The organism is Pseudomonas sp. H3_C08 (assembly GCF_054669455.1).
Genome location: NZ_CP162803.1, coordinates 4,202,501 through 4,228,881 on the forward strand (window position 1 = coordinate 4,202,501; position 26,381 = coordinate 4,228,881).

25 protein-coding genes and 1 pseudogene (1 of these 26 cut by a window edge) are annotated in these 26,381 nt (G+C 59.1%); 11 read left to right on the forward strand and 15 right to left on the reverse strand.

The annotated features are described in order from the left end of the window. The 6 genes from msrQ to AB4N74_RS19180 form a co-directional block, all read right to left on the reverse strand. Positions 1-483 carry the 5' portion of a protein-methionine-sulfoxide reductase heme-binding subunit MsrQ gene (gene msrQ, locus AB4N74_RS19155; RefSeq protein ID WP_093434948.1) on the reverse strand. 141 nt of this gene lie to the left of the window's left edge, so 483 of the gene's 624 nt are visible here — the first part of the coding sequence; it begins with the start codon at positions 481-483; its stop codon lies off the left edge, out of view. Beyond that, entirely contained in the window at positions 483-1,496 is a 1,014-nt protein-coding gene (gene msrP / locus AB4N74_RS19160) for a protein-methionine-sulfoxide reductase catalytic subunit MsrP (protein ID WP_460096932.1), read from the reverse strand. Before msrP ends, msrQ begins: the two co-directional genes overlap by 1 nt. A 63-nt stretch (positions 1,497-1,559) precedes the next feature. After that, entirely contained in the window at positions 1,560-2,417 is an 858-nt protein-coding gene (gene pssA / locus AB4N74_RS19165; protein ID WP_016983477.1) for a CDP-diacylglycerol--serine O-phosphatidyltransferase, read from the reverse strand. 149 nt (positions 2,418-2,566) lie between these two features. Beyond that, on the reverse strand, positions 2,567-3,583 hold the full coding sequence (ilvC, locus tag AB4N74_RS19170; protein ID WP_007909969.1) for a ketol-acid reductoisomerase: 1,017 nt from the start codon (positions 3,581-3,583) through the stop codon (positions 2,567-2,569). A gap of 48 nt (positions 3,584-3,631) precedes the next feature. After that, a complete protein-coding gene (ilvN, locus tag AB4N74_RS19175; RefSeq protein ID WP_003176102.1) occupies positions 3,632-4,123 on the reverse strand; it encodes an acetolactate synthase small subunit in 492 nt (163 codons plus the stop codon). Positions 4,124-4,125: 2 nt separating this feature from the next. Continuing rightward, entirely contained in the window at positions 4,126-5,850 is a 1,725-nt protein-coding gene (locus tag AB4N74_RS19180) for an acetolactate synthase 3 large subunit (protein WP_093434972.1), read from the reverse strand. Between the two features lie 399 nt (positions 5,851-6,249). Here AB4N74_RS19180 and AB4N74_RS19185 point away from each other — a divergent pair, with 399 nt between their 5' ends. Then, on the forward strand, positions 6,250-6,666 hold the full coding sequence (locus AB4N74_RS19185; protein ID WP_093434944.1) for a DUF4124 domain-containing protein: 417 nt from the start codon (positions 6,250-6,252) through the stop codon (positions 6,664-6,666). 105 nt (positions 6,667-6,771) lie between these two features. Here AB4N74_RS19185 and AB4N74_RS19190 read toward each other — a convergent pair whose 3' ends face one another. Genes AB4N74_RS19190 through mrcB form a run of 3 tightly spaced genes read right to left on the reverse strand, consistent with a single transcriptional unit; the run spans position 6,772 to position 10,197 of the window. After that, positions 6,772-7,107 carry a YqcC family protein gene (locus AB4N74_RS19190; protein WP_093434942.1) on the reverse strand — a complete coding sequence of 112 codons (336 nt, stop codon included), beginning with the start codon at positions 7,105-7,107 and terminating at the stop codon, positions 6,772-6,774. Then, on the reverse strand, positions 7,107-7,856 hold the full coding sequence (locus AB4N74_RS19195) for a hypothetical protein (RefSeq protein WP_099757196.1): 750 nt from the start codon (positions 7,854-7,856) through the stop codon (positions 7,107-7,109). Before AB4N74_RS19195 ends, AB4N74_RS19190 begins: the two co-directional genes overlap by 1 nt. Positions 7,857-7,872: 16 nt before the next feature. Continuing rightward, the gene (gene mrcB, locus AB4N74_RS19200; RefSeq protein WP_093434938.1) at positions 7,873-10,197 is read right to left on the reverse strand and encodes a penicillin-binding protein 1B; all 2,325 of its coding nucleotides are present in this window, start codon (positions 10,195-10,197) and stop codon (positions 7,873-7,875) included. A 118-nt stretch (positions 10,198-10,315) separates the two neighbouring features. Between mrcB and AB4N74_RS19205 the strand changes: the two genes are divergently transcribed. From AB4N74_RS19205 to AB4N74_RS19220, 4 genes are all read left to right on the forward strand, one after another. Next, positions 10,316-11,872: a bifunctional aminoglycoside phosphotransferase/ATP-binding protein gene (locus tag AB4N74_RS19205; protein ID WP_116255845.1), complete on the forward strand. Its 1,557-nt coding sequence runs from the start codon at positions 10,316-10,318 to the stop codon at positions 11,870-11,872. 90 nt (positions 11,873-11,962) lie between these two features. Then, the gene (locus tag AB4N74_RS19210) at positions 11,963-12,307 is read left to right on the forward strand and encodes a pentapeptide repeat-containing protein (protein WP_007909940.1); all 345 of its coding nucleotides are present in this window, start codon (positions 11,963-11,965) and stop codon (positions 12,305-12,307) included. A 286-nt stretch (positions 12,308-12,593) separates the two neighbouring features. Further along, complete coding sequence (locus AB4N74_RS19215; protein WP_003228231.1) at positions 12,594-12,866, forward strand: TfoX/Sxy family protein; 273 nt, start codon at positions 12,594-12,596, stop codon at positions 12,864-12,866. A gap of 16 nt (positions 12,867-12,882) precedes the next feature. After that, a complete protein-coding gene (locus tag AB4N74_RS19220; protein ID WP_093434934.1) occupies positions 12,883-13,683 on the forward strand; it encodes a Crp/Fnr family transcriptional regulator in 801 nt (266 codons plus the stop codon). A gap of 227 nt (positions 13,684-13,910) precedes the next feature. Here AB4N74_RS19220 and AB4N74_RS19225 read toward each other — a convergent pair whose 3' ends face one another. The 4 genes and pseudogenes from AB4N74_RS19225 to AB4N74_RS19240 all read right to left on the reverse strand — a co-directional run bounded on the left by AB4N74_RS19225 (position 13,911) and on the right by AB4N74_RS19240 (position 17,457). Beyond that, positions 13,911-14,762 carry a ChaN family lipoprotein gene (locus AB4N74_RS19225; RefSeq protein ID WP_257356127.1) on the reverse strand — a complete coding sequence of 284 codons (852 nt, stop codon included), beginning with the start codon at positions 14,760-14,762 and terminating at the stop codon, positions 13,911-13,913. 21 nt (positions 14,763-14,783) lie between these two features. Continuing rightward, positions 14,784-15,491 (reverse strand): annotated as a pseudogene (locus AB4N74_RS19230) (heme ABC transporter ATP-binding protein); the annotation flags it as partial. Between the two features lie 59 nt (positions 15,492-15,550). Continuing rightward, positions 15,551-16,588 (reverse strand): FecCD family ABC transporter permease, encoded by a 1,038-nt coding sequence (locus tag AB4N74_RS19235; protein ID WP_460096938.1) that lies wholly within the window; start codon positions 16,586-16,588, stop codon positions 15,551-15,553. After that, positions 16,585-17,457, reverse strand: coding sequence for a heme/hemin ABC transporter substrate-binding protein (locus AB4N74_RS19240; protein WP_116255849.1), 873 nt, complete (start codon positions 17,455-17,457; stop codon positions 16,585-16,587). The genes AB4N74_RS19235 and AB4N74_RS19240 overlap by 4 nt, the downstream gene beginning before the upstream one ends. 166 nt (positions 17,458-17,623) lie before the next feature. Between AB4N74_RS19240 and AB4N74_RS19245 the strand changes: the two genes are divergently transcribed. Beyond that, positions 17,624-17,941 (forward strand): Rieske (2Fe-2S) protein, encoded by a 318-nt coding sequence (locus tag AB4N74_RS19245; protein WP_093434921.1) that lies wholly within the window; start codon positions 17,624-17,626, stop codon positions 17,939-17,941. On the opposite strand, the gene sfsA is transcribed toward AB4N74_RS19245, so the two are convergent. Together sfsA and AB4N74_RS19255 are read right to left on the reverse strand one after the other, a co-directional pair. Beyond that, on the reverse strand, positions 17,938-18,651 hold the full coding sequence (sfsA, locus tag AB4N74_RS19250; RefSeq protein WP_093434919.1) for a DNA/RNA nuclease SfsA: 714 nt from the start codon (positions 18,649-18,651) through the stop codon (positions 17,938-17,940). The two genes, AB4N74_RS19245 and sfsA, sit on opposite strands and share 4 nt — an antisense overlap. After that, positions 18,651-19,823 carry a pyridoxal phosphate-dependent aminotransferase gene (locus AB4N74_RS19255; RefSeq protein WP_460096940.1) on the reverse strand — a complete coding sequence of 391 codons (1,173 nt, stop codon included), beginning with the start codon at positions 19,821-19,823 and terminating at the stop codon, positions 18,651-18,653. The genes sfsA and AB4N74_RS19255 overlap by 1 nt, the downstream gene beginning before the upstream one ends. A 334-nt stretch (positions 19,824-20,157) precedes the next feature. On the opposite strand from AB4N74_RS19255, the gene dksA reads away from it, so the two are divergent. The 5 genes from dksA (at position 20,158) to AB4N74_RS19280 (ending at position 26,341) form a co-directional block, all read left to right on the forward strand. Further along, positions 20,158-20,601 carry an RNA polymerase-binding protein DksA gene (gene dksA, locus AB4N74_RS19260; protein WP_007909922.1) on the forward strand — a complete coding sequence of 148 codons (444 nt, stop codon included), beginning with the start codon at positions 20,158-20,160 and terminating at the stop codon, positions 20,599-20,601. A gap of 192 nt (positions 20,602-20,793) precedes the next feature. Beyond that, entirely contained in the window at positions 20,794-21,690 is an 897-nt protein-coding gene (gene gluQRS, locus AB4N74_RS19265; protein ID WP_460096942.1) for a tRNA glutamyl-Q(34) synthetase GluQRS, read from the forward strand. Positions 21,691-21,767: 77 nt separating this feature from the next. Next, positions 21,768-21,944, forward strand: a complete 177-nt coding sequence (locus AB4N74_RS19270) for a hypothetical protein (RefSeq protein WP_003176118.1) — start codon at positions 21,768-21,770, stop codon at positions 21,942-21,944. Further along, positions 21,928-24,882 (forward strand): sensor histidine kinase, encoded by a 2,955-nt coding sequence (locus tag AB4N74_RS19275; RefSeq protein ID WP_177413113.1) that lies wholly within the window; start codon positions 21,928-21,930, stop codon positions 24,880-24,882. Before AB4N74_RS19270 ends, AB4N74_RS19275 begins: the two co-directional genes overlap by 17 nt. A gap of 22 nt (positions 24,883-24,904) precedes the next feature. Then, a complete protein-coding gene (locus AB4N74_RS19280; protein WP_093434911.1) occupies positions 24,905-26,341 on the forward strand; it encodes a sigma-54-dependent transcriptional regulator in 1,437 nt (478 codons plus the stop codon). Positions 26,342-26,381: the final 40 nt, after the last annotated feature.

The following is a 26,381-nucleotide window of genomic DNA, read 5'->3' on the forward strand; positions in this document are numbered from 1 at the left end:
CCACAGCATATGCAGCAAACCCAGGCCAAGAATCACATAGACCAGACGATGCAGCTTCTTCCAGCGCGAACCCAAACGACGCTGACTGTAGCGATTTGACGTCACCGCCAGCGCCAACAATCCGAGAAAACCCAAAGCCCCCACTATTATGTAGGGCCGCTTACGCAACTCGACAGTCAGCTGCGACCAATCGAAACCCAGAATAAACGCCATATAACTACACAGATGCAAAACCACATAGGCAAAACACCAGAGCCCCAGCTGTCGGCGCACTGCAATCCACCCAGCCCAACCGGTGAGCTTCTGCATAGGTGTCATGCTCAGAGTGATCAACAACAACACCAACGTCCCCAAGCCCAGCCGATCCACCAGCACTTTGCCAGGATCGGGCCCGAGTAAATCCCCGAGAGCCTGATACAACCACAGCATCGGCCAGACTGCCGCCGCAATGAAAACGCCTATACGCCAGTACGGGAATCGCATCAGTAATTCTTCCGCAGATCGAGCCCTGCGTATAAAGAAGCGACTTCATCCGAGTAGCCGTTGAACATCTGCGTATCCCGCACATTTGGCTTGAACAGACTGTTTGGCAATCGCCGCTCCCGCGCCTGGGTCCAGCGTGGGTGATCAACCGTCGGGTTCACATTCGCATAGAAGCCGTATTCATCTGCCGCGATACTCTGCCAGGTCGTCTTCGGCTGCTCGCTGACCAGGCTGATACGGACGATGGATTTAACGCTCTTGAAGCCGTACTTCCATGGCACCACCAAGCGCAGAGGCGCACCGTTCTGATTCGGTAACTCGCGGCCATACATACCCACCGCCAGAATCGCCAGTGGATTCATCGCCTCATCCAACCGCAAGCCTTCTACATAAGGCCAATCGATCAGGGCAAACCCTGAACGCTGGCCAGGCATGCTCTTGGGATCCTGCAAGGTTTCAAAACGGATGTATTTGGCCTTGGACGTTGGTTCAACCTGCTTGAGCAGCGCCGAGATTGGAAAACCGATCCACGGAATGACCATCGACCACGCCTCGACACAGCGCAAACGATAGATACGCTCCTCCAACTGGTAAGGCTTCATGAAGTCTTCCAGCGCATAGCGCCCTGGCTTACCCACCTCCCCGTCGACCACCACACTCCATGGTTCGGTTTTCAGCGAGCCCGCATTCGCCGCCGGGTCGCCCTTGTCGGTACCAAACTCATAGAAGTTGTTGTAGTGAGTGGCGTCTTTATAAGGCGTGACCGACTCATCCTTGACGTTGACCGCCCCCCATTTAGTAGAAGGCAGCTTCTCGGTGAACCATGCAGGTGACTTGCCCGGCTCGACGTCGGCATACCGCGCCGCATCGTCGGCATTGGCCCAGCGCGGCAGGCTACTGACGGCGATACCGGCAGCAGTCGCCCCCAGCAATTGGCGGCGAGAGAGATAAATGGACTCAGGCGTGACATCCGACTCGTAGCAGTCGGACGCTTTGGGGACTTTGATCAACATGGCAACTCCGCAGCTTTGGAGGACAGATGCACCCATAGACTGCGGAGTATGCGGGAAATTACATCACTCGGCTTTTTTGTGCCGACGAAGATGCAACAGGTACTGAACCGGGCCGGAAGCCGCGTAAGCGAGGAACACCAGCAACAGAATGCGCGGCGGATCACTGAAGACCACGGCGAACACCAGCACCACCGCAAGGATCGCCACGAACGGTACGCGCCCTTTCAGATCCAGCTCTTTAAAGCTGTTGTACTTGATGTTGCTGACCATCAGCATGCCGGCAGCCGCCACCATCAACGCGACCAGGAACGACATCTTCGAACCCTGGATCCCGTAATCACTGAATGCCCAGACAATCCCCGCCACCACACCGGCCGCTGCCGGGCTGGCCAGACCAATGAAATAACGTTTATCCGCCGTGCCAACCTGCGTATTGAAACGCGCCAGACGCAACGCCGCGCCTGCTACATAGATGAAGGCAACCATCCAGCCGACCTTGCCCATGTCGCCCAATGCCCAACCGAATGCCAGCAACGCCGGTGCAACACCGAACGCGACCATATCCGACAGCGAGTCGTACTCGGCGCCAAAGGCACTTTGCGTATTGGTCATGCGCGCGACACGACCGTCGAGGCCGTCGAGCACCATGGCGACGAAAATCGCGATCGCGGCGAACGCAAAATACTTGCTCGCGTTCGCCGAATCACCGGCACTCAACGCAGCCTGGGCGCTCATCGAGTTGATGATGGAGTAAAACCCTGCGAACAGGTTCGCAGTGGTGAACAGGTTCGGCAGCAGATAGATACCACGATGCCGGACTTTACGACCTTCTGCGTCGTGCCCTTCTTCGATGTGCTCATCGATGGGCAACAGGCTTTCGGCGTCAGAAGCCTTGTTCGGCTCTTCGGGACGTTCGCTCATGGACATTACCTTGCAACGGTTTGAAGAAAATTCGACAGGTGCTTGAGGACGACAGTTCGGCCACAAACGCTGCAGCTTTATACCAGAACCACCGCCTCAAACGAAAAAACGCGGCCGAGGCCGCGTTTTTTCATACAAGGGACAACGACTTAGTTTTTGGCTTTGTCGACGATCTTGTTGGCACCGATCCACGGCATCATGGAGCGCAGTTGCTCGCCGATGACTTCGATACCGTGAGCGGCGTTGTTACGACGCTTGGCGGTCATCGAAGGGTAGCCGGTTGCGCCTTCGCTGATGAACATTTTGGCGTATTCGCCGTCCTGAATACGTTTCAGGGCGTTGCGCATGGCCTGACGGGATTCGGCGTTGATCACTTCAGGACCGGTCACGTACTCGCCGTACTCAGCGTTGTTGGAGATCGAGTAGTTCATGTTGGCGATACCGCCTTCGTACATGAGGTCAACGATCAGCTTCAGTTCGTGCAGGCACTCGAAGTAGGCCATTTCCGGCGCGTAGCCAGCTTCAACCAGGGTTTCGAAACCGGCTTTTACCAGTTCAACGGTACCGCCGCACAGAACGGCTTGTTCGCCGAACAGGTCGGTTTCGGTCTCGTCCTTGAAGGTGGTTTCGATGATGCCGGTACGACCGCCACCAACGCCAGCGGCGTAGGACAGCGCAACGTTTTTGGCGTTGCCCGAGGCGTCCTGGTAGATAGCGATCAGGTCAGGGATACCGCCGCCCTTGACGAACTCGGAACGTACGGTGTGACCCGGAGCTTTCGGCGCGATCATGATCACGTCGAGGTCGGCACGCGGAACAACCTGGTTGTAGTGGATCGCGAAGCCGTGGGAGAAGGCCAGGGTGGCGCCTTTCTTGATGTTCGGCTCGATTTCATTCTTGTACAGCGAGGACTGGAACTCGTCCGGGGTCAGGATCATGACCAGGTCGGCCGCAGCAACAGCGGAAGCAACGTCGGTCACTTTCAGGCCGTGAGCTTCAGCTTTGGCAACAGTGGCCGAACCTTTACGCAGACCAACGGTAACGTCGACACCGGAGTCTTTCAGGTTGCATGCTTGGGCGTGGCCCTGGGAACCGTAACCGATGATGGCAACTTTCTTGCCCTGGATGATCGACAGGTCGCAGTCTTTATCGTAGAAAACTTTCATGAATTTCCCCTTTATATCCAGGCCGTTCAGGCCATTCGCTAATTTGGTTTAGATGCTGAGTACTTTGTCGCCGCGGGCAATGCCGGTCACGCCGCTACGGACGGTTTCCAGAATCGATGCGGTGCCGATGGACTGAATGAAGCTGTCGAGCTTGTCGCTGGTACCGGTCAATTGAACGGTATACACGCTGGCGCTGACGTCGACGATCTGTCCACGGTAAATATCGGTGGTGCGTTTGATCTCGGCGCGCTGGGCGCCAGTGGCCTTGACCTTGACCAGCATCAGTTCGCGCTCGATGTGAGCGCTTTCCGAGAGGTCCACCAGCTTGACCACTTCGATCAGCTTGTTCAGGTTTTTGGTGATCTGCTCGATGACTTCATCGTGACCCACAGTGGTCAGCGTCAGACGCGACAGGGTCGGGTCTTCGGTCGGGGCCACAGTCAGGCTTTCGATGTTGTAGTTGCGCTGCGAGAACAGGCCGACTACGCGAGACAAAGCGCCGGGTTCGTTTTCCAGAAGCAAGGAAATAATGTGCCGCATGATTAAGTACGCTCCGTCTTGCTCAGCCACATATCGCGCATCGAGCCGTCTTTGATCTGCATCGGGTAGACGTGCTCGCTGGTGTCGACCGAAATATCGATCACGACCAGGCGATCCTTCATGGCGAACGCTTCTGCCATCTTCGACTTCAAATCTTTCGATTCAGTGATGCGTACGCCAACGTGGCCGTAGGCTTCAGCCAGCTTGACGAAGTCAGGCAGCGATTCCATGTAGGAGTGCGAGTGACGGCTGCCGTAGCTCATGTCCTGCCACTGACGAACCATCCCCAGAACACCGTTGTTCAGGATGACGATTTTGACTGGCAAGCCATATTGCAGGCAGGTCGACAGTTCCTGGATGTTCATCTGGATACTGCCTTCACCGGTGACGCAGGCAACGTCGTCATCCGGGAAGCTCAACTTGATGCCCATGGCCGCCGGAAAACCGAAGCCCATGGTGCCCAGACCACCGGAGTTGATCCAGCGATTTGGCTTGTTGAACGTGTAGTACTGCGCCGCGAACATCTGGTGCTGGCCCACGTCGGAAGTGATAAAGGCATCGCCCTTGGTCACTTCGCAGAGGGTTTCGATCACGGTCTGCGGCTTGATCAGGCTGCCGTCGCCCTTTTCGTAAGGGAACAGGCCGCGATCACCGCGCCATTCATCCACCTGCTTCCACCAACTGGCCACGGACTCCTTGTTCGGGGTCTCGCCGATTTCCTTGAGGATCGCGACCATTTCGGTCAGGACGCTCTCCACCGGACCCACGATTGGCACGTCGGCCTTGATGGTCTTGGAAATCGAAGCCGGGTCGATGTCGATGTGAATGATCTTGGCGTTCGGGCAGAACTTCGCCGCGCCATTGATCACGCGATCGTCGAAACGCGCGCCGACCGCCAGGATCACGTCAGCATGGTGCATCGCCAGGTTGGCGGTGTAACTGCCGTGCATGCCGAGCATGCCGATGAACTGACGATCAGTCCCCGGGAAACCACCCAGGCCCATCAACGTGTTGGTCACGGGCAGGTTGAGCATTTTCGCCAGTTCGGTCAGCGGTGCGGAACCGTTGCCGAGAATTACGCCGCCACCGGAGTACATGACCGGACGCTTGGCCGCCAGAAGCATTTCTGCTGCCTTGCGGATTTGCCCGGAGTGACCACGAACGGCCGGGCTGTAGGAACGCAGCTTGGCTTTCTTCGGGAAGATGTATTCGAACTTCTCGGCCGGGTTGGTCATGTCTTTCGGGATATCGACCACGACCGGGCCCGGACGACCGGATTGCGCCAGGTAGAACGCCTTCTTCATGACTTCCGGGATTTCCGAGGCGTGCTTGATCATGAAGCTGTGCTTCACGATCGGCCGGGAGATACCGATCATGTCGGTTTCCTGGAACGCGTCGGTGCCGACCATGGTGCTTGGCACCTGACCGGAAATGATCACCATTGGAATCGAGTCCATATAGGCGGTCGCGATACCGGTGATGGCGTTTGTGGCGCCAGGACCGGACGTCACCAATACCACGCCGGCTTTACCGGTGGCACGGGCATAACCGTCAGCCATATGGGTTGCCGCTTGTTCGTGACGAACCAGGATGTGAGTCACTTCCGGTTCTTTGAACAGGGCATCGTAAACATGCAGGAGAGCACCACCCGGGTACCCGTAGATATATTTGACGCCTTCGTCACGCAAAAAGCGGACGAGCATCTCACCGCCAGATAAAAGCTCCACGTTGTTCACCTCTAAAACGCCAGAATACCGTCCACAAAAAAGGGGCGGGTCTTAATAGGTTTACTTCTCGGCAGAGCATGAGCGACGGTGGTCGCCGACTACGTCAGCACTGACTGAGCAAGTATTGGGATCGTCCCAAGTGTTGCGGGCCTTTCCCACCCAGCGCGAGGTAACGCGTTGCGGGTGTAACAGGTCGGCGCGGATGTGCGCCTCATGATCTACCGAGTGGGTCTGCTTCTGGCAGTCCCTCTACAGCGGACTTTGGATTCTTCTGTTTCGCCCTCTCCAAGTCAAGTCGTCTGTGTGGTTAATTGTGGGTAAGCACATGAGAACGCAAGAAAAAACCTGAAAACCGCTACTCTGTTAGTGTCAATTGCGCAATTTTGCCAAGGAATCAGCATGCGAACGCTCCTCCTTACTCTGCTGATCGGCCTCAGCCCATGGTGCATGGCCGCTCAAATCTACAAATGGGTCGATGCCCAGGGGGTCACGCACTTCGATGCGCAGCCGCCACCGGGTCAGCCATCGACGACAATGCAGACGCCCTCCTCGCCTCCGACCACACCGGCGGCAATGCCGGGCAGCGGTGTACTCGGTGACCAGAAGACTATCGACAACAAAGTGAAGAAACAGGTGGCCGACCAACAGGCGCAGCTCAAGCAGTTTTGCGAGCAGGCACGCACGAACCTTGCGCAATTGCAGAACAATCCGCGTTTGAGGGAAGAGGTGGAGGGACAGATGCGACGGCTGGATGATGCGCAGCGTCAGGAACGCATTGTCGAGGCTCAGAAACAGATAGCCGAGAATTGCCAATAGCCATCTGCAGGACTGTAGGAGCTGTCGAGTGAAACGAGGCTGCGATCTTTTGACTTTAAAGATCAATAGATCGCAGCCTTCGGCAGTTCCTACACAGAATCGGTATTAGCGCGAGGCAGTGATCAAAAGGTCAAACTCTTTGAGCAACACCTGAAGCTGACGATCCTTGCCCTGCAAGTTGCGCTGGGCGAAGACCATTTCAGCCATTTCCTGGATGCCCGAGGCGTTCGGCAACGGCAGATCCTGCTCAAGGATATATTTCATCTTCGGCAGGAAGATCCATTGCAGCCATTGCTCGAAGTCGAGCGTATCGACCGAAAACGGCTCGACACTGCTCAACGCTTCCACCGACGGCTGAACCTCGTCCCACCAGCCTTGAGTGCGCAGTTCACGCTCGATCAGCAACAGCTGATCGGCGATTTTCGGGAAACGAGCATCCATTACAGCGAAACCTTGGCCTTCTGACGGGCCTGAGCGGCACCGGCGGAATCGCCTTGTTTCTCACGGGACTGAGCGATGATTTCCCACAGGTTGGCTTGCAGGTCCGGACGACCGTTGGCCATGGTCAGCGCGCGACGAGCGAATTGCTCCGCTTGTGGCGCATCACCTTGGGCCATGCGCACCTGCGCCAAGCGATAAAGCACTTGCGGCTCACGCGGGGCAACACGCTGAGCACGCTCCAGGCTGGAGGACGCACCGTTGAGGTCACCGCCGGCCTGTTGCTGTTGAGCTGTCGTCAGCAAGGCGAGTACCGGGCCGTCCAGTTGCTCATCCGCCGACAGGCCACCGCCGCTGCTAGCCGAGGGAATACCGCTCGGTGTCGACGGCATGCTGTAGCTGCCCGTGTTGACCGGCGCAGAATCAATCGCTGAAGGGTTGTACGGGCCTGCCGTGATACCACCGGACGCAGGGCCCGGCACAATCGGCGAAGAGCTGATCGGCGCGGACGTTGTCGCGCCGCCACCCGGCACCATCACCACCACGCCGGTATCGCCTTGCGGGATCGCTTGAGTCTGCGCTTGCGCAGGACGCTTTACGGTGGTTTGACGAAAGCCGCCATTGGCCGAAATACGTTCGCTGTTGGACACCGCAGTACCGGAGTCAACAACCGGAATCGAACCACGCTGTACGGTAGAGCAGCCGCTGAGCAAAGCCACGGCGGTCACCGCTGGAATCAACCACTTGTTCACTTGAAACCCTCTTTGCTTAATTCATCCAGCCCTTGACCCAATCCATCACCGACTCGCCGGAGGCAGGCGTTTCGCCCGCACACGCGGCGCCGGGTGGCGGTTCGCTGCCGCGAATATACGGCATCTGCACCGCCCCCGGACAGTTGGCATCGGAGCCCTGCCCGGTACGCGAATCGACCCAAGCCTGTACGACATTGTCCGGCTGCGGCATGTCCAGCGGTAGCGGATCGGCCTTGCGCATGAAACTGGTCCAGACCTGCAACGCACCGGTGGCCCCGGTGAACGGCGTCTTGCCGTTGTCATCGCGCCCCAGCCAGACCACTGCCAGCAGATCCTGACTGAAACCGGCGAACCAGCTATCACGGGAGTCGTTACTGGTACCGGTCTTGCCCGCCAGCGTCAGAGTCTTGGGCAGCACGTTATAAACCGAGCTGCCGGTACCTTCACGCATCACGCGCTGCATGGCGTTCTGGATCAGATAGATGGACGCCGGATCGAAACGCTGCTCGATCTGGAAAGGATAACGCTTGAGCGGTTCGCCCTCGGCGGTCAGCACACTGCGAATACCGCGCATCGGCGTATTGAAACCACCGTTGGCCAGCGTCTGGTACATGGTCGCGACTTCGATCGGGGTCATGCCACCGGCACCGAGCAACATCGACGGGAATGCCGGAAATTCGCGCGTCACACCCAGACGACCCAAGGTCTTGAGCACATTCGGCACACCAACTTCCAGACCTAGACGCGAAGTCGAAAGGTTGTAGGAATGCGCGAGCCCCTGATAAAGGAACACGGTGCCGTGGGAGCGACGGTCGTAGTTCTGCGGTTTCCACACCTGACCGTTCGCGCCTTTGACCGACAACGGGTCGTCCGACAGCCAACTGGTCAGGGTGTACTGGCTCGGCTTTTCCAGCGCAGTCAGATAAACCGCAGGCTTGATCAACGAGCCGATCGGTCGCACGGCATCCAGTGCGCGGTTGAACCCGGCATAACTGGCCTGACGGCTGCCGATCATCGCCTGGACTTCACCGGTTTCCGGATTGGTCACGACCATCGCCGCTTCCACGTCATCAGAGCCTTTGCGCCCGGACAGACGTTTAAAGGTGTCGTTGACCGACGCCTCGGCTTTCATCTGCAGGATCGGGTCGAAGCTGGTGAAGATGCGCAGGCCTTCTTCGGTCAAGTCTTCGTCGCGATAGTCTTCACGCAACTGACGTTTGACCAGATCGATGAAGCCCGGGAACGAACTGTCGGCCAGTTTGCCACGAGTGGTCACGCCCAACGGCATGCTCTTCGCTGCGGCCACTTGCTCGGCCGTCGCCACGCCTTGCTGCTCAAGCACGTCGAGCACCAGGTTGCGCCGCTCCAGCGCACGCTCCGGGTTGCGACGCGGGTTGTAGTAAGACGGGCCTTTGACCATGCCGACCAGCAACGCCACCTGATGCAGTTTCAGCTCGGACAACGGCTGACCGAAGAAGAACTGACTGGCCAGACCGAAACCGTGGACCGCACGTTGACCGTCCTGGCCGACAAAGACTTCGTTGAGGTAGGCCTCAAGGATTTCCTTTTTGTCGTAATGCAGCTCCAGCAGCATCGCCATCATCGCTTCGGTGAGTTTGCGGGTCAGGCTGCGTTCGTTGGTCAGGTAGAAGTTTTTCACCAACTGCTGGGTCAGCGTACTGCCGCCCTGCGTCATCTTGCCGCCCGAGGTGTTGACCCAGATAGCGCGGGCAATCGACTTCGGCGACACGCCCCAGTGGCTGTAGTAATCGCGGTCTTCGACAGCGACCAGAGTTTCAAGCAGGTACGGCGGCACCTGATCGAGTTTGATCAGAATGCGGTCTTCGAGATTTTTCGGATAAATACCACCGATCATCAGCGGTTCGAGGCGCACCACAGACAATTTCGATCCGTTGGTCGCTGACAGCTCAGCCACATAATCGCCAGAGAAACGCACGCGCACCGGCTGCGGCTTTTCCAGACCTTCATAGAACTGGAAGCCACGGGTATTCAGATCGACGGTGTTGCCGCTAACGGCTGCCGCGCCGGGACCATTGCTCACGGCTTCGCGGCGATAACCGAGGGCATCGAGTTCGGTAAGGAAGTCGTCCTTGCTGAGCTTTTGTCCGACGAACAGCTCGAGCGGCCGCGCGTAAACCTTGGCCGGGATGGTCCAGCGCTTGCCGGAGAACTTCTCCTGCACCACGGCATCGAGGTAAACGGCGAAGCCAGCCAGCACGACAAGGCCGACCAGACTGAGTTTAATGGCCCAGCTCAACCATGGGCTAAGGCCCTTGGAGGGTGGTTTTTTCTTGGTACGGGGGGATCGAGTTCGAGTCATGGCGGCGGATTATACGCACTTTATTCATCCTCAACAGGAGCGCTCCGAGGTTTGCGTCGGGCTGGCGAGCGGCCATAATGGCGGCCTCGAATTTCCCCCAGTCTCTGAAGGATCGCCCGTGAGCCAGTCTCTGATCGCTGCCCTGCAAAACCCGGCCCTCTACCCGCACCCTGTCGAAGGGTTTCAGGTCATCGAAACCCATATCTCGTGGGTGATCCTCACCGGTCCCTTCGCTTATAAAGTGAAGAAGCCGGTTAATTTCGGCTTCCTCGACTTCACTGGCCTCGAATCGCGCGCGCATTTCTGTGCGGAAGAGCTGCGTTTGAACCAGCGCCTGACCGATGATTTGTATCTGGAAGTGTTGCCAGTCACCGGCAGCCTTGAAGCACCGCAACTGGGCGGCGACGGTCCGGCCATCGAATACGTACTGAAAATGCGTCAATTCCCGCAGAGCGGTTTGCTCAGCACCTTGCAAGCCAACGGTGAGCTGACCACTCAGCACATCGACGAGATGGCCGAGCAGATCGCCCGCTTCCACCTCACCGCGCCAAAGGTCCCGGCCGAACACGACGCCGGCACCCCGGACAGCGTGATGGCGCCGGTCTCGCAAAACTTCGAACAGATCCTGCCGTTTCTCAGCGACAAAAACGATCTGCTGCAACTCGAGGCACTGAAAGCCTGGGCCGAAAGCAGCTTCGAACGTCTCAAGCCACTGTTCGCTCAGCGCAAGACCGAGGGTTTCACCCGTGAATGCCACGGCGATATCCACTTGGGCAACGCCACGGTCATCGACGGCAAAGTGGTGATCTTCGACTGCATCGAGTTCAACGAACCGTTCCGCTTCACTGACGTCTGGGCCGACACCGGTTTCCTCGCGATGGACCTGGAAGACCGTGGTCTGAAATCCCTGGCGCGCCGCTTCATCAGCCAGTATCTGGAGCTGACTGGCGACTATCAGGGCCTGGAAGTGCTGAACTTCTATAAAGCCTACCGTGCACTGGTGCGTGCCAAGGTTGCCCTGTTCAGCATGCCGGCTGACGCGACCCCGGTGCAGCGCGCCACCACCCTGCGCCAGTACCGCAACTACGCCAACCTGGCGGAAAGCTACAGCACCATTCCATCGCGCTTCATGGCAATCACCCACGGTGTTTCCGCTGTCGGCAAGAGCCACGTGGCCATGCGTCTGGTCGAAGCGCTGGGTGCCATCCGTCTGCGTTCGGACGTAGAACGCAAGCGTCTGTTCGGTGAGCAAACTGTTGCTAATGATGTGCAGGCTGGCATTTACAGTGCCGACGCCAGCGCCGCCACTTACGCGCGTCTGCATGAAATCGCTGAAGTGATCCTGCACGCCGGTTTCCCGGTGGTGATCGACGCGACTTACCTGAAGCGCGAACAACGCGACAACGCGGCAAAAATTGCCGAAGCCACCGGCACGCCATTCCTGATCCTCGATTGCAACGCGCCACAAGCGGTGATCGAGAGCTGGCTGGCGATCCGTCAGGCCGACCAAAAGGATCCGTCCGACGCCACCCTGGCGGTGATCGAAGCGCAGCAGGCCAATCGCGAAGCGCTGACGCCGGAAGAAATCCTGCGCAGCAAACGCGTACAGACCAATGAATCCGGCACGCTGGACACCGTGGTCGCGCAGATTCGTCAACGCCTGCCAGGCCTGTAAAAAACTATTTCGGCCGTGAAGCCCACGCTTGCTTCACGGCCGCCAAATAGTGGCACTATACTGGCGTCATAAAACCAACGGTGATATGACATGAGCCAGCCGAAACTTCTCGACACCCCGCTATATGCCTTGCTGCACAAAGACGACATCACAGGTTTCAACAAAGAGCGCCCACAAGATGGCCCGATCGACATGGTCGGCGGCGATTTCCGTGGTCTTGATTTGCGCGAACTGAATGCCGATGGCGTGGATTTCAGGGACGCGTATTTCCGTTCTGCCGATCTGCGAGGCATCGATTTCCGCAATGCGTCGCTGGAAGGCGCGAGCCTGGCTCACGCGCAGATTTCCGGGGCTTACTTCCCGCCGGAACTGAGCGCTGACGAGATTCTGATGTCGATGAATTTCGGTACGCGCCTGCGCTATCGCACCCGCTGAAAGTCGCCTTCCCTCTGACACGACGCCCACCCTGTAGGCGTGAGCCTGCTCGCGATAGCGGTCTAACATTCAACACATGTGTGCCTGCCAGTCCGCTATCGCGAGCAGGCTCACGCCTACATTGATATGTGTTTTTTCCCCTTCTTTCTGCGTTCGCAGGCCTTTCAAGCGCCCTTTCTTAGAAGCGTTTGCGTTGAATCCGACCAAACAATCACGCTTTTCCTACTGATGGCTACACTCCTGAGAAGCTCGCCCACGCACCATTCGGCCGTCGCAAGGAGGCTTGATGAATGATGAACTGCAACACCTGAAGAATCTTGGCAAGACGTCGGCGCAATGGCTGCATGCCGTGGGCATCCACAGCGCCTCGGACTTGCGTCGCCTGGGCGCGGTGGACGCCTACCGGGCCGTGCGTACCCGCGGGTTTCGCGCATCGAAGGTGTTGTTGTATGCGATCGAAGGCGCGCTGATGGATGTGCACTGGAACGACATCCCCGCCGAACGCAAGGACGCCCTCAACAAGCAACTCGAAGCCATTTCCTCGCGCCACAAGAACTGAACGGGCATTGACCGTCATGTATTTACTGGGGGAACAATCGGCCTGCGCCGATGCCTTGATCAATCGTTTACAGACCTTGCCCGCACTGTGGCTGCGCGATTTGGCGCCTTGCGGTCCAATGCTGGAACTGGAGGCGGCGGATGATTTGCTGACGCAGTTACCCGCCGATCAGCTATTCATGCTGAATGAAGGGATGATCAACGGCTGTATCGGCGCCCGTCCGCTGTTTTATTGGCAGGACGGCGATTTGATCGGCCTTCAGCAAGGTGAGGACTGGGCTGATTGCCGTTTGTGCAGTGACGGGGCGTTGCGCTTGACGCCCTATTGGCGCCGTGAGGTTTTCCAGCATGTGTATGCCGACGCTCATCGGACAGACCAGTTTCTAGAGTATCTGCTGGGGCAGATGGCGATCCTCGCCCATGCCGTCGCGGAACTGAAACCGCGCGAGTTTCGCAGCACCAATGGCTTCAAACGGGTCGAGGCGGGTGAAATCCTCATCAGCCAGGGGGACGCGGCTGATCACGTGTTCGTGATCATCGACGGGCATGCCGAAGCGTTTGTCGACGGGCATAAGGTGGGAGATGTGGCCAAAGACGAGATTTTCGGTGCCATGGCCGTGTTTACCGGCGAGCCACGCAATGCCACGGTGATCGCACGAGAACCGAGCACGGTGATGCTGATTCCCGGTGATCATTTTTTGAGCATGACCCGCACCAATCCAAAGATCGCCCACAGCCTGATCGAGAGCATGGCACGGCGGATCGGCCAGTTGAATCGGCAGATCACGCAAATGACACCGACTGAAGGTCAACGCTAAAAGTCTTTGTTTGCGGGGCGTACCGACCATTTTCCAGACGATTTCAAAGAAACGGAAAAACAGTTGTTGACTCGGTAATGAGAATCGCTATGATTATCACAACTGGTCGCGAGATCAGTCGATATTCTGAAAAGCCCTTGGTTCGGACTCTCAGATTATCTCCTCATCAGGCTAATCACGGTTATTTGACCCGGTTTTTACCGGGTCTTTTTTTGCCTGTGGAAAAGTCATTTGCCGAACTGTTTACGCATCTGCTCGCAGTAATCCTGTTTTGGCGTGGCCGGCGTGTACCAAACGTAGTCGGCCATCGCGGCGGTCACTTCGGCGCCCTGCTCTGCCAGCATCAACACGGTGGGTGCCTGGGCGGCGCCCAGATCCACAACATGCAACGGCACGCCGACGTCCTTGCGCGCATGCCACGCACCGGCCAGCAGGACTGAAGGTGAAGGAGCCGCCAGCAGACGCTCGGCCATACGCCGATCACGTTGTTGCTGAACGGCGAGCATCGCCGGCATCTGTGATTCGGGCAGCAGGCCACAGTGGGAATCGCTGATCTGCTCCAGCAAAACGGCTTTCACGGATTCCGTATTGCTGCGCGTCCCCTTTAACACCGGCGGATCACGATAGAAGGCGCGGATTTCAGCGCTATCCAGATTCGCCGCCAGCAGTGGATACGGCTGAGTCAGCGCGAAGCGGACAATCGGCCCATAGAAACTCCAGTCCCAGCCGTCCTCCCAGGCCAATGCACCCGGCAGTTCAGCGGGCGGCGTTTTCGCCTGACGCACTTGATCAACGCGAGGCTGCTGATCCGGCGTGAGCATTTCCAATAGCAGACTGCCCTGCGACCGCTGTTCACCGAGCGAGCGCAACAGCCACAATTGCGCGGCGTGATGATCGGCGTTGTCATGCTGCTCACCAATGATCAGCCGCTCAGGCTCGGCAAGACCCGTCAGCAACTGCTGTGCCGTCAGCACCTGACCGTTGCGCAGGTCGCGAATCTCGCCATTGATCGGCGGTGGCGCCGCAACATGCTGACACCCCGCAAGTAACATCACCGCCAACAACCACAACCCACGCATGCCATCACCTCAAGGATCCTGTCAGCGGGCGATGATCAGCGGATGCCCGCGCTCCGGGTGCGGCTGCACCAACACTTCGAGACCGAATACAGCCTGGAGCGTGTCCGGTCGCAAAACCTGCTGCGGTGTATCCAGCGCCACCGGACACCCACCTTCCAGCAGCAGAATGCGATCACAATAACGCGCCGCCAGATTCAGATCATGCAGGATCACCAACACCGCCGCGCCACGATCGGCAAACTCGCGTACGGCCTGCAGTGTCGTGTGTTGATGCAGCGGATCGAGCATTGACGTTGGTTCATCCAGCAGCAGCGTCTGTCCGGCCTGCCCCGGCCAAAGCTGCGCGAGCACCCGCGCCAGATGCACACGCTGACGCTCGCCCCCGGACAACGCCAGATAACTGCGACCGCTCAAGTGCCCGGCATCCGCTGCCGTCAATGCCTGTGCGATGATTTCGGCATCCCGCACCCGCCCGCTTTGCCAAGGCAAGCGGCCCATGCCGACCACTTCCTCAACGCGAAAAGCAAAATCCAGGGTCGACACCTGAGGCAACACCGCCAGTCGTTGCGCGCGTTGCGGGCCAGCCCAGTGACTCAACGCTTGCCCGTCGAGTGAAACCCCGCCCGCGCTCGCTGCCAGCTCACCGCACAAGGCACCGAGTAACGTACTTTTGCCAGCACCGTTCGGCCCAAGCACACCGAGCACTTGACCCGGTTCGAGCTGCAACGAGACATCGCTGAGCACAGCCTTGCGACCCCGAAGGATGTGCAGATTCTGCGCACGCAACATCAGGCACGCCCTCGCAGCAGCAAATAGAGGAAGAACGGCGCACCGATAAACGCGGTGACGATGCCGATCGGCAACTCTGTCGGTGCCAGCGCCAGCCGCGCGACCAGATCAGCCAACAGCAACAGGCTCGCCCCCGCCAGCACGGAGGCCGGCAGCAACACTTTGTGATCTGGCCCCGCCAGCAAGCGCACCAGATGCGGCACCACCAGCCCGACAAAACCGATCATCCCGGCGGCCGCCACTGCTGCGCCAACCCCGAGCGCCGTGCAAAACACCAATTCACGCTTGAGCCGCTCGACATCAATGCCCAAATGACCAGCCTCGGATTCCCCGAGCAGCAAGGCATTCAGCGCTTTGGCGCGACGCGGCAACCACAACGCCACGCCGGCGCTGATGATCAGCAATGGCCACAACCGCGCGTAACTGGCGCCGTTGAGACTGCCCAGGTTCCAGAACGTCAGCGTACGCAAGGTCGCGTCATCCGCCAGATAAGTGAACAGCCCCACCGCCGAACCGGCCAGCGCCGTCAGTGCGATGCCCGCCAGCAACATGGTAGCGACGTTGGTCTGGCCATTACGGCGACCCAGTCGATACACCAGCGCCGTCACGCCGAGGCCGCCGAGAAACGCGCAGACCGACAGCAGATACGGCCCGATCCATTCCGGCAGGCCGCCAAAAAAAGCACCGCCGACAATCGCGATCGCTGCGCCCAATGCCGCTCCGCTGGAAACACCGACCAGTCCCGGATCGGCCAGCGGGTTACGAAACAAGCCCTGCATCGCCACGCCAGACAACGCCAGCACACCGCCCACTGCAAGTCCCAGCAGCGTTCGCGGCAGACGAATCTGCCCAAGGATCAGTTCAGCCTGCTCCAGTCCGTCCGGTGCCAACGGCACACCAAGCATGCGTAACGCGGCACGCAACGTGTCGAACAGCGGCAGACTGACGGGCCCGAGTGCCAACGATAGCCAGATCGCCAATAAACACAGGAGCGTCAGGCCAATGAACAAGCCACGGGGTTTTACCAGTGTGGTCATTGGCCGCTCTTGGCCGGGTAGAAACCGTCAGTCAGGGTTTTCAGCGCCGCTGGCAAACGCGGCCCGAGCCCACCGACCAGCAGGGTCGGATCCAGCTCCAGCACACGCCCGGTCTTCGCGGCGCGACTTGAATTGAGAATAGGGTTTTCCTTGAACAGCGCCGCTTTCGCCGCCTCACCGGTCAATGCACGGTCGGCGAACACCAGCACTTCAGGATCGAGACTGGCGAGGGATTCCACGGAAAACGGCTTGTAACCCGTGTGCGTCGCCAGGTTATGTCCGCCCGCCTGTTGCAGCAACCAGTCGGCGGCGGTGTCCTTGCCAGCAATCAATGGCTTGCCACCGGCATGTCCAAGCAACAGCAACACACCCGGTGCTTTTTGTTTGGTCTGCACTTCAGTAACCCGAGCCTTCTGCGCATCGAGTTGCTGTTGATAACTTTGCAGCAGTTGCGCGGCCTGAGCCTGTGCACCGAGCAATTGGCCCAAATGAGTAACGTTTTTCTCCAGCGTTGGCAGATCTGGCTGAGCCGAAAACAACGCCACCTGAACCTTGGCCGCTTTTACCTGCGACAGTACCGGTGGCGGGCCCATTTCTTCAGTGCCGATGAGAATGTCCGGACGCAGGCTGAGAATGCCTTCAGCGGAAAGGCTGCGCTGATAACCAATGCTTGGCAGCGCCTTCAACGACTCCGGATGCTGGCTGGTGGTATCGACGCCAACCAGTTTCGACTCGCCGCCCAATGCCGTTACCCACTCCGACAGCGCACCGCCGGCGCTGACCCAACGTTGCGGCAAATCGGCCGCTGCAGCCTGGTGGCTGACCAAAAGTCCGACACACAGCACGGCAACGCGGGTACTCAGGCGCATACACAGCTTCCTTGAATAAGGTTTTTTCCCGGGCATCCGGATGGCAGGCCAAGTATCCTCGACATCTGCCAGACGCCTGCGGGTGAAGGCCGCCATTTGATAATTGTTTGCATTTAAACGTCAAGCTCGGACATATCCAGACACGAGCGGACACTAGAGGATAGTCATGAAGCTTCTCTGCGCAGGCGCCGATCTGGCCGAAGCGAAAAGTCGTGGATTCGAGATCGACGGAAAAAAGCTGTTTGCCGTGCGTCGCAATGGTCAGGCCTATGTCTACCTCAATCGCTGCCCGCACCGGGGCGTGGGCCTGGAATGGCAACCCGACCGGTTTCTCGACCCGAGCAACAGCCTGATCCAGTGCGCCACCCACGGCGCACTGTTTCTGATCGAGGACGGTGAATGCGTCGCCGGGCCTTGCGCCGGGCAAGCACTCACCGCCATTTCTTGCCGGGAAGATGCGCAAGGGCTGTGGATCGATGTTTAACCGTTAAGCAGCACGTCGAGACGCCGGTCGATGACCATCTCTTCATGGTCCAGCCGCACGCCATACGCCAGCACCTCAACGCCACAAGCCACCGCTTCGAGAAGCGCATCGGCGTAGGCCGAATCGATTTCCTTCGCCGGCCGCACCGCGTCAATCCCGGTCAGATTGACGCAATACAACTGCACCGCCCGAATGCCGTCCCGCGCCAGATGCGCCAATTCACGCAAATGCTTGGCGCCGCGCTGGGTCACCGCATCGGGAAACGCCGCCACGGCGGTGCCGTCGAAACCGAGGGTGACGCTTTTCACTTCAACATAAGCCGGGCCGCTCGGGTATTCGAGGCGGAAGTCGATTCGGCTCTTTTCCTGCCCGTATGCGACTTCACGTTTCAATGCGGTAAAGCCGTTCAACTCGCTGATGACGCCGGCCTGCAGCGCCTCCTCGACCAAACCGTTGGCCCGTGCGGTATTCACGCAAAACAACCGACCCTGCGGGGTTTCACCAATTTCCCAAGTGCCCGGTAATTTACGTTTCGGGTCATTTGAGCGGCTGAACCAGACCTGCCCGCCTTCGACCTGACAGTTGAGCATCGAACCAGTGTTCGGGCAGTGAATGGTCAGCAACTCGCCGTCAACGGTTTCGATATCGGCGAGAAAACGCTTGTAACGACGGATCAGTCGCGCCTCTTCCAGAGCAGGATAAAAGCGCATCAGCCTTGCCAGCTCTTCAAACCACGGGCAATACGCTCCACCGCTTCCTGTAAGCGAGGGAGGTTTTGCGTGTAGGCAAAACGCACATGGTGGCTGGCCTGATAGCGACCGAAATCCAGACCCGGGGTGAACGCTACATGTTCGGTTTCGAGAAAATGTCGGCAGAACGCGAAGGCATCGCCGCCGAACTGGCTGATATCGGCATAAAGATAGAAAGCGCCTTCCGGCTCCACGGCGATGTTGAAACCCAACTCGCGCAACGCTGGCAGGAGGAAATCACGGCGGCGACCAAATTCGGTTCGGCGCTCTTCCAGAATGGCGATGGTGTCCGGTTCGAAACAGGCCAACGCCGCATATTGGGCCATGCTCGGCGCGCTGATGTAGAGGTTCTGCGCCAGTTTTTCCAGCTCGCTGACGGCAGCATCCGGCGCCACCAGCCAGCCGAGACGCCAGCCGGTCATGCCGAAATATTTGGAGAAACTGTTCAACACAAAAGCGCTGTCATCGACTTCCAGTACGCTCGCCGCATCGGTGCCGTAAGTCAGACCGTGATAGATCTCGTCCACCACCAGATGCCCGTGTTTCGCCTTGATGGCTGTGGATAACCCGGCCAGCTCATCGCGGGTCAGGATCGTCCCGGTCGGGTTGGCCGGCGAAGCGACCAATGCACCGACGCTGTCCTGATCCCAATGCCGCGCCACCAGATCCGGGGTCAGTTGATAGCGCACGTCCGGGCCAACTGGCACCAGCTGCGCTGCGCCTTCGACCAGTCGCAGGAAGTGCCGGTTGCACGGGTAGCCCGGGTCCGCCAGCAGCCAGTGTTTACCTGGATCGACCAGCAAAGCGCTGGCCAGCAACAGCGCACCGGAACCGCCCGGCGTGATCAGAATCCGCCGCGGATCGATGTTCAGGCCATAGCGCAATTGGTAAAAACCGGAAATCGCCTCGCGCAATTCAGGAATGCCGCGCGCAGCGGTGTAACGGGTCTTGCCCGCCGTTAAAGCGGCCTGCCCGGCACGGATGATCGGCTCGGCAGTAGTAAAGTCCGGCTCGCCGATTTCCAGGTGGATCACGTCGTGGCCTTCAGCCTGTAATTCATTGGCCCGCGCCAGCAGCGCCATCACATGGAACGGTTCGATCGCACGACTGCGCGCACTGTAGGGCTGAGCCATTGGTTTTCCTTCGGCAGGGAAAAAGAGACGATTCTACCCATCTGCCGGAACGAGCGAGAACCCGCAGCGGTCACAGCCTCAAGAACGCTGGACTGTAACGATATGAGCGTACGCTCCAGGATTGACTAAAATCAGTGATTGAACAGGTCTTCAGCACCACCAGACACGGCTTGCCAAACATTTGCAAGCGCCACCCGCCGGGGCCTCGACATCCGGGAGTAGCGCAGGCCGAATTGATCTGGTAAGTTCGCCCGCTTGCAGCCGCAGGGCCGGCAGGTGTCGGTGATGGAGCAATCCTGCGCAATGGATTACAAGAGTAGAGGCGGTCCATTTCATGCCCACCCAAGCAAAGCAACAGCAGCAAACGGCGATCAGTGGCTTCGAACCTTACGTTCAGGCCAAAGACGAAGAGTACATGGGCAAACCCATGCGCGCGCACTTCACCAAGATCCTGACCAAGTGGAAACTGGACTTGATGCAGGAAGTCGACCGAACTGTTGATCACATGAAGGACGAAGCGGCCAACTTTCCCGACCCGGCCGACCGTGCCAGTCAGGAAGAAGAGTTCGCCCTTGAACTGCGTGCCCGTGATCGCGAGCGCAAGCTGATCAAGAAGATCGACAAGACACTGCAACTGATCGAAGACGGCGAATACGGCTGGTGCGATTCGTGCGGTATCGAGATCGGCGTCAAGCGCCTTGAAGCCCGTCCTACCGCCGACATGTGCGTCGACTGCAAGAACCTGGCTGAGATCAAGGAAAAGCAGGTCGGCAAGTAATCTCGACCTGAACGAAAAACGGAGCGTGCGAACGCTCCGTTTTTGTTTCTGCCTTTTGCCTTTTGTAGGAGTGAGCCTGCTCGCGATAGCGGTGGGTCGGTCGATATCGGTGTTGAATGTCACACCGCTATCGCGAGCAGGCTCACTCCCACAGGTTGACCTGCGTATAGCCTGAAAAGTAGCTTCGTCTCCATGACTGCCAAAACATCCCCCGCCTACATCGGCCGCTTCGCCCCAACCCCCAGTGGCCACTTGCACTTCGGTTCGCTGGTTGCCGCCCTCGCCTCTTACCTCGACGCTCGCTCGGTCAGCGGTCGCTGGCTGGTGCGCATGGAAGATCTCGACCCGCCCCGCGAAGAACCCGGCGCACAAGCGGCGATTCTCAAGGCGCTGGAAAGCTACGGCTTCGAATGGGACGGCGACATGGTGCGCCAGAGCGATCGCCACGACGCCTACGCGGACGTACTCAACAGCCTGTTCAATCACGGCCTCGCTTACGCCTGCACGTGCTCGCGCAAACAGCTCGAAGCGTATAACGGGATTTATCCGGGCCTGTGCCGCAATGCTGGCCACGATCAGCAAGACGCCGCTATCCGCCTGCGCGTACCCGAACTGGAATACCACTTTATCGACCGCGTGCAAGGCGAATACCGCCAGCATCTGGGTCGCGACGTCGGCGATTTCGTGATCCGCCGCCGTGACGGTCTCTACGCCTATCAACTGGCGGTGGTGCTGGATGATGCCTGGCAAGGTATCACCGACATCGTGCGTGGTGCCGACCTGCTCGACTCGACGCCGCGCCAACTCTATCTGCAAGAGTTGCTGGGGTTGCGCCAGCCACGCTATCTGCACCTGCCGCTGATTACCCAACCGGACGGCAACAAACTCGGCAAGTCCTATCGCTCGCCGCCGCTGCAAGCCGATCAAGCCACACCATTGTTGCTGCGCGCCCTGCGTGCTCTGGGGCAAAACCCTGGCGCCGAACTGGCCCACGCCTCACCGCAAGAATTACTCAAGTGGGGCAGCGCACACTGGGATGCCACGAAGATCCCGCGCACACTGACCCTGCCCGAAGCGCAACTGCTATGACGACACTTGCAGTCGTGCGCCCATCCGTTACCATCGCCGCACGTTTTCGGGCACGCGCATAAAAAAGAGAGGCCGGGATGTACATCTATCGCTTGGTCCTGCTTTTAGTCGTGGGGATCTACCTGTTTTCCCCCGCCATCATGGATTGGTGGATCGACGCTACGGGCGCCTGGTATCGCCCCTATCTGCTCTGGCTGATCCTGATTGTCGTGACCTTCATCCTGCAGAGCCAAAAAGATGCCGATGAGCTTTAGCCTGACCCAGATGATCCTGATCAGCGCCGCGTACCTGGCGGTGCTGTTCGGCGTCGCCTGGATCAGCGAACGGGGCATGATCCCGCGGGCGATCATTCGCCACCCGCTGACCTACACCTTGTCGCTGGGGGTTTACGCCAGTGCGTGGGCGTTCTACGGCACGGTCGGCCTCGCCTATCAGTACGGCTACGGCTTTCTGTCCAGTTACCTCGGCGTGTCCGGCGCATTTCTGCTAGCGCCGGTGTTGCTCTATCCGATCCTGAAAATCACCCGCACCTATCAACTGTCGTCGCTGGCGGATCTGTTCGCGTTTCGCTTTCGCAGCACCTGGGCCGGCGCGCTGACCACGATTTTCATGTTGATCGGTGTGCTGCCGCTGCTGGCGTTGCAGATTCAGGCGGTGGCCGACTCCATCGGCATTCTGACCGGCGAGCCGATCCAGAGTCGCGTCGCGCTGGCGTTCTGTGCGCTGATCATCCTGTTCACGATTTTCTTCGGTTCCCGGCATATCGCCACCCGTGAGAAGCACGAAGGACTGGTGTTTGCGATTGCCTTCGAGTCGGTGATCAAACTGATCGCTCTCGGCGGCGTCGGCCTGTATGCGCTGTACGGCGTGTTCGATGGCCCGCAACAGCTTGAGATTTGGCTGCTGCAAAACCAGACTGCCCTCGCCGCGCTGCACACGCCGTTGCAGGAAGGCCCGTGGCGCACGTTGTTGCTGGTGTTCTTTGCCTCGGCGATCGTGATGCCGCACATGTATCACATGACTTTTACCGAAAACCTCAACCCGCGCTCGCTGGTCAGTGCAAGCTGGGGCCTGCCGCTGTTCCTGCTGCTGATGAGCCTGGCGGTGCCGCTGATTCTCTGGGCCGGCCTCAAACTCGGTGCCACAACCAACCCGGAATACTTCACCCTCGGCATCGGCATCGCCGCCAACAGCAAACCGCTGGCGTTGCTCGCCTATGTCGGCGGTTTATCGGCGGCCAGCGGGCTGATCATCGTCACCACGCTGGCGCTGTCGGGCATGGCGCTGAACCACTTGGTTTTGCCGCTCTACCAGCCGCCGGCCGAAGGCAACATCTACCGCTGGCTGAAGTGGACCCGCCGCGCGCTGATCGTCGCGATCATCATGGCCGGTTTCGGTTTCTACCTGATGCTTGGCGCCGAGCAGGATCTGGCCAACCTCGGCATCGTCGCGTTTGTCGCGACCCTGCAATTCCTGCCCGGGGTGTTGTCGGTGTTGTACTGGCCGACCGCCAACCGTCGCGGCTTTATCGCCGGTCTGCTGGCGGGCATTCTGGTCTGGGTAGTGACCATGCTGCTGCCGCTGGTCGGCAATCTGCAGGGTTTCTACATCCCGCTGCTGAACATGATTTACGTGCTCGACGACACCAGTTGGCACATGGCTGCAATCGCCTCGCTGGCTGCAAACGTCTTGATGTTCACGCTGATCTCGCTGTTCACCAACGCCAGCCCGGAAGAAGCCAGCGCCGCCGAAGCCTGTGCGGTAGACAACGTCCGTCGTCCGCAGCGCCGTGAACTGCATGCGGCCTCGCCACAGGAATTCGCCACACAACTGGCCAAACCGCTGGGCGCCAAGGCTGCGCAGAAAGAAGTCGAGCAAGCGTTGCGTGACCTCTATCTACCATTTGACGAACGCCGTCCTTATGCACTGCGCCGTTTGCGTGACCGTATCGAGGCCAACCTTTCCGGTCTGATGGGCCCGAGCGTGGCGCAGGACATGGTGGAAACCTTCCTGCCCTACAAGGCGGGTGGCGAAAACTATGTGACCGAAGACATCCACTTCATCGAAAGCCGCCTCGAGGATTACCACTCGCGCCTCACAGGTCTGGCCGCCGAACTCGACGCCCTGCGCCGTTACCACCGCCAAACCTTGCAGGAACTGCCGATGGGCGTCTGCTCGCTGGCCAAGGATCAAGAGATCCTGATGTGGAACAAGGCCATGGAAGAGCTCACCGGAATCGCCGCCCAACGCGTGGTCGGTTCGCGCCTGAGTACCATCGGCGAGCCATGGAAAGGCCTGCTGCAAGGTTTCATCGATCTGCCGGACGAGCATTTGCACAAACAGCACCTGGCCCTCGATGGCCAAACACGCTGGTTGAACCTGCACAAAGCGGCAATCGACGAACCGTTGGCACCGGGTAACAGCGGCCTGGTGCTACTGGTCGAAGATTTGACCGAAACGCAGATGCTCGAAGACAAACTGGTGCACTCCGAGCGTCTGGCCAGCATTGGTCGTCTCGCGGCGGGTGTGGCTCACGAAATCGGCAACCCGATCACCGGCATTGCTTGTCTTGCGCAAAACCTGCGCGAAGAGCGTGAAGACGACGGCGAACTGACGGAAATCAGCGGGCAGATTCTCGAACAGACCAAACGTGTGTCGCGCATCGTCCAGTCGTTGATGAGTTTCGCCCACGCTGGCAGCCATCAGCACAGTGACGAGCCCGTTTGTCTGGCAGAGGTCGCTCAAGATGCAATCGGCCTGCTGGCCCTGAACCGACGCAATTTCGAGGTGCAGTTCTACAACCTCTGCGATCCTGATCATTGGGTCGAGGGCGATCCGCAGCGACTTGCCCAAGTACTGATCAATCTGCTCTCCAACGCCCGCGACGCCTCACCGCCGCACAGTGCGGTACGGGTCAAGAGCGAAGCCGGCGAACACACGGTCGATCTGATCGTCGAAGACGAAGGCAGCGGTATTCCGAAGAACATCATGGATAGATTGTTCGAACCCTTCTTCACCACCAAGGATCCTGGCGAAGGCACCGGTCTGGGCCTTGCACTGGTCTATTCCATCGTTGAAGAGCATTATGGACAAATCACCATCGACAGCCCGGCTGATGTACAGAGCCAACGCGGCACCCGTATCCGGGTGACCTTACCGCGTCATGTCGAAGCGACGTCCGCTGTGAACTGAGACCGTCGAGAGTATCGAATCAATGCCGCACATTTTGATCGTCGAAGACGAAACAATTATCCGCTCCGCCTTGCGCCGCCTGCTGGAACGCAACCAGTACCAGGTCAGCGAAGCCGGTTCAGTGCAGGAAGCACAAGAACGCTTCACCATTCCTACGTTCGATCTGATCGTCAGCGATCTGCGTTTGCCGGGCGCGCCGGGCACTGAGCTGATCAAGCTCGGCCAGGGCACCCCGGTGCTGATCATGACCAGTTACGCCAGTCTGCGCTCGGCGGTCGACTCGATGAAGATGGGCGCGGTGGACTACATCGCCAAGCCTTTCGACCACGATGAAATGCTTCAGGCTGTCGCGCGGATCCTGCGTGATCGCCAATCGGCACCGGCTGCTGGCGAAGCAGTTGCCAGTAAACCGGCCAATGGCAGCGGCAAATCTGCCGTCGACAACAGCAATGGCGAGATTGGCATCATCGGCTCCTGCCCACCGATGCAGGACTTGTACAGCAAGATCCGTAAAGTCGCGCCGACCGATTCCAATGTATTGATCCAGGGCGAGTCCGGCACCGGTAAAGAACTGGTGGCCCGCGCACTGCACAACCTGTCGAAACGCGCCAAGGCGCCGATGATCTCGGTGAACTGCGCAGCCATTCCGGAAAGCCTGATCGAGTCCGAACTGTTCGGCCACGAGAAAGGCGCATTCACCGGCGCCAGCGCCGGGCGTGCCGGTCTGGTCGAAGCGGCGGACGGCGGCACCTTGTTCCTCGACGAAATCGGCGAACTGCCGCTGGAAGCTCAGGCTCGCCTGCTGCGTGTGTTGCAGGAAGGCGAAATTCGCCGTGTTGGCTCGGTGCAGTCGCAGAAGGTCGATGTACGCCTGATCGCGGCCACTCACCGGGACCTGAAGAGCCTGGCGAAAATCGGCCAGTTCCGTGAAGACCTTTATTACCGTCTGCACGTGATCGCGTTAAAACTGCCGGCCCTGCGCGAGCGCGGCGCCGACGTCAACGAGATCGCCACGGCTTTCCTCGCTCGCCAAAGTGCGCGCATCAACCGTACCGACCTGAAATTTGCCGCGGATGCCGAACAGGCGATTCGTCATTATTCCTGGCCGGGTAACGTGCGTGAACTGGAAAACGCAGTCGAGCGCGCGGTGATTCTGAGCGAAAGCGCGGAAATCTCCGCCGACCTGCTGGGCATCGACATCGAGCTGAGCGATCTGGAAGACGACGAGTTCATCGGTCTGCCGCCACAAACGCCGGGTAACGCCAGCAACAGCAGCCACGAGCCGACCGAAGACCTGTCGCTGGAAGACTACTTCCAGCACTTCGTTCTCGAGCATCAGGACCACATGACCGAGACCGAACTGGCGCGCAAACTGGGCGTCAGCCGTAAATGTCTGTGGGAGCGCCGTCAGCGTCTAGGCATCCCACGGCGCAAGACCGGGGTCGCCAGCGAGAGCTGAACGTTACCTGTCGAGTGTGCGGGTAACGCTTGAAGATGTG

Excerpts from the sequence above, each read along its gene's own strand:
- msrP (WP_460096932.1), bottom strand. The coding sequence starts at position 1,496 with ATGTTGATCAAAGTCCCCAAAGCGTCCGACTGCTACGAGTCGGATGTC.
- pssA (WP_016983477.1), bottom strand. The coding sequence starts at position 2,417 with ATGAGCGAACGTCCCGAAGAGCCGAACAAGGCTTCTGACGCCGAAAGC.
- ilvC (WP_007909969.1), bottom strand. The coding sequence starts at position 3,583 with ATGAAAGTTTTCTACGATAAAGACTGCGACCTGTCGATCATCCAGGGC.
- ilvN (WP_003176102.1), bottom strand. The coding sequence starts at position 4,123 with ATGCGGCACATTATTTCCTTGCTTCTGGAAAACGAACCCGGCGCTTTG.
- AB4N74_RS19185 (WP_093434944.1), top strand. The coding sequence starts at position 6,250 with ATGCGAACGCTCCTCCTTACTCTGCTGATCGGCCTCAGCCCATGGTGC.
- AB4N74_RS19190 (WP_093434942.1), bottom strand. The coding sequence starts at position 7,107 with ATGGATGCTCGTTTCCCGAAAATCGCCGATCAGCTGTTGCTGATCGAG.
- mrcB (WP_093434938.1), bottom strand. The coding sequence starts at position 10,197 with ATGACTCGAACTCGATCCCCCCGTACCAAGAAAAAACCACCCTCCAAG.
- AB4N74_RS19210 (WP_007909940.1), top strand. The coding sequence starts at position 11,963 with ATGAGCCAGCCGAAACTTCTCGACACCCCGCTATATGCCTTGCTGCAC.
- AB4N74_RS19215 (WP_003228231.1), top strand. The coding sequence starts at position 12,594 with ATGAATGATGAACTGCAACACCTGAAGAATCTTGGCAAGACGTCGGCG.
- AB4N74_RS19220 (WP_093434934.1), top strand. The coding sequence starts at position 12,883 with ATGTATTTACTGGGGGAACAATCGGCCTGCGCCGATGCCTTGATCAAT.
- AB4N74_RS19225 (WP_257356127.1), bottom strand. The coding sequence starts at position 14,762 with ATGCGTGGGTTGTGGTTGTTGGCGGTGATGTTACTTGCGGGGTGTCAG.
- AB4N74_RS19235 (WP_460096938.1), bottom strand. The coding sequence starts at position 16,588 with ATGACCACACTGGTAAAACCCCGTGGCTTGTTCATTGGCCTGACGCTC.
- AB4N74_RS19240 (WP_116255849.1), bottom strand. The coding sequence starts at position 17,457 with ATGCGCCTGAGTACCCGCGTTGCCGTGCTGTGTGTCGGACTTTTGGTC.
- AB4N74_RS19245 (WP_093434921.1), top strand. The coding sequence starts at position 17,624 with ATGAAGCTTCTCTGCGCAGGCGCCGATCTGGCCGAAGCGAAAAGTCGT.
- sfsA (WP_093434919.1), bottom strand. The coding sequence starts at position 18,651 with ATGCGCTTTTATCCTGCTCTGGAAGAGGCGCGACTGATCCGTCGTTAC.
- AB4N74_RS19255 (WP_460096940.1), bottom strand. The coding sequence starts at position 19,823 with ATGGCTCAGCCCTACAGTGCGCGCAGTCGTGCGATCGAACCGTTCCAT.
- dksA (WP_007909922.1), top strand. The coding sequence starts at position 20,158 with ATGCCCACCCAAGCAAAGCAACAGCAGCAAACGGCGATCAGTGGCTTC.
- gluQRS (WP_460096942.1), top strand. The coding sequence starts at position 20,794 with ATGACTGCCAAAACATCCCCCGCCTACATCGGCCGCTTCGCCCCAACC.
- AB4N74_RS19270 (WP_003176118.1), top strand. The coding sequence starts at position 21,768 with ATGTACATCTATCGCTTGGTCCTGCTTTTAGTCGTGGGGATCTACCTG.
- AB4N74_RS19275 (WP_177413113.1), top strand. The coding sequence starts at position 21,928 with ATGCCGATGAGCTTTAGCCTGACCCAGATGATCCTGATCAGCGCCGCG.
- AB4N74_RS19280 (WP_093434911.1), top strand. The coding sequence starts at position 24,905 with ATGCCGCACATTTTGATCGTCGAAGACGAAACAATTATCCGCTCCGCC.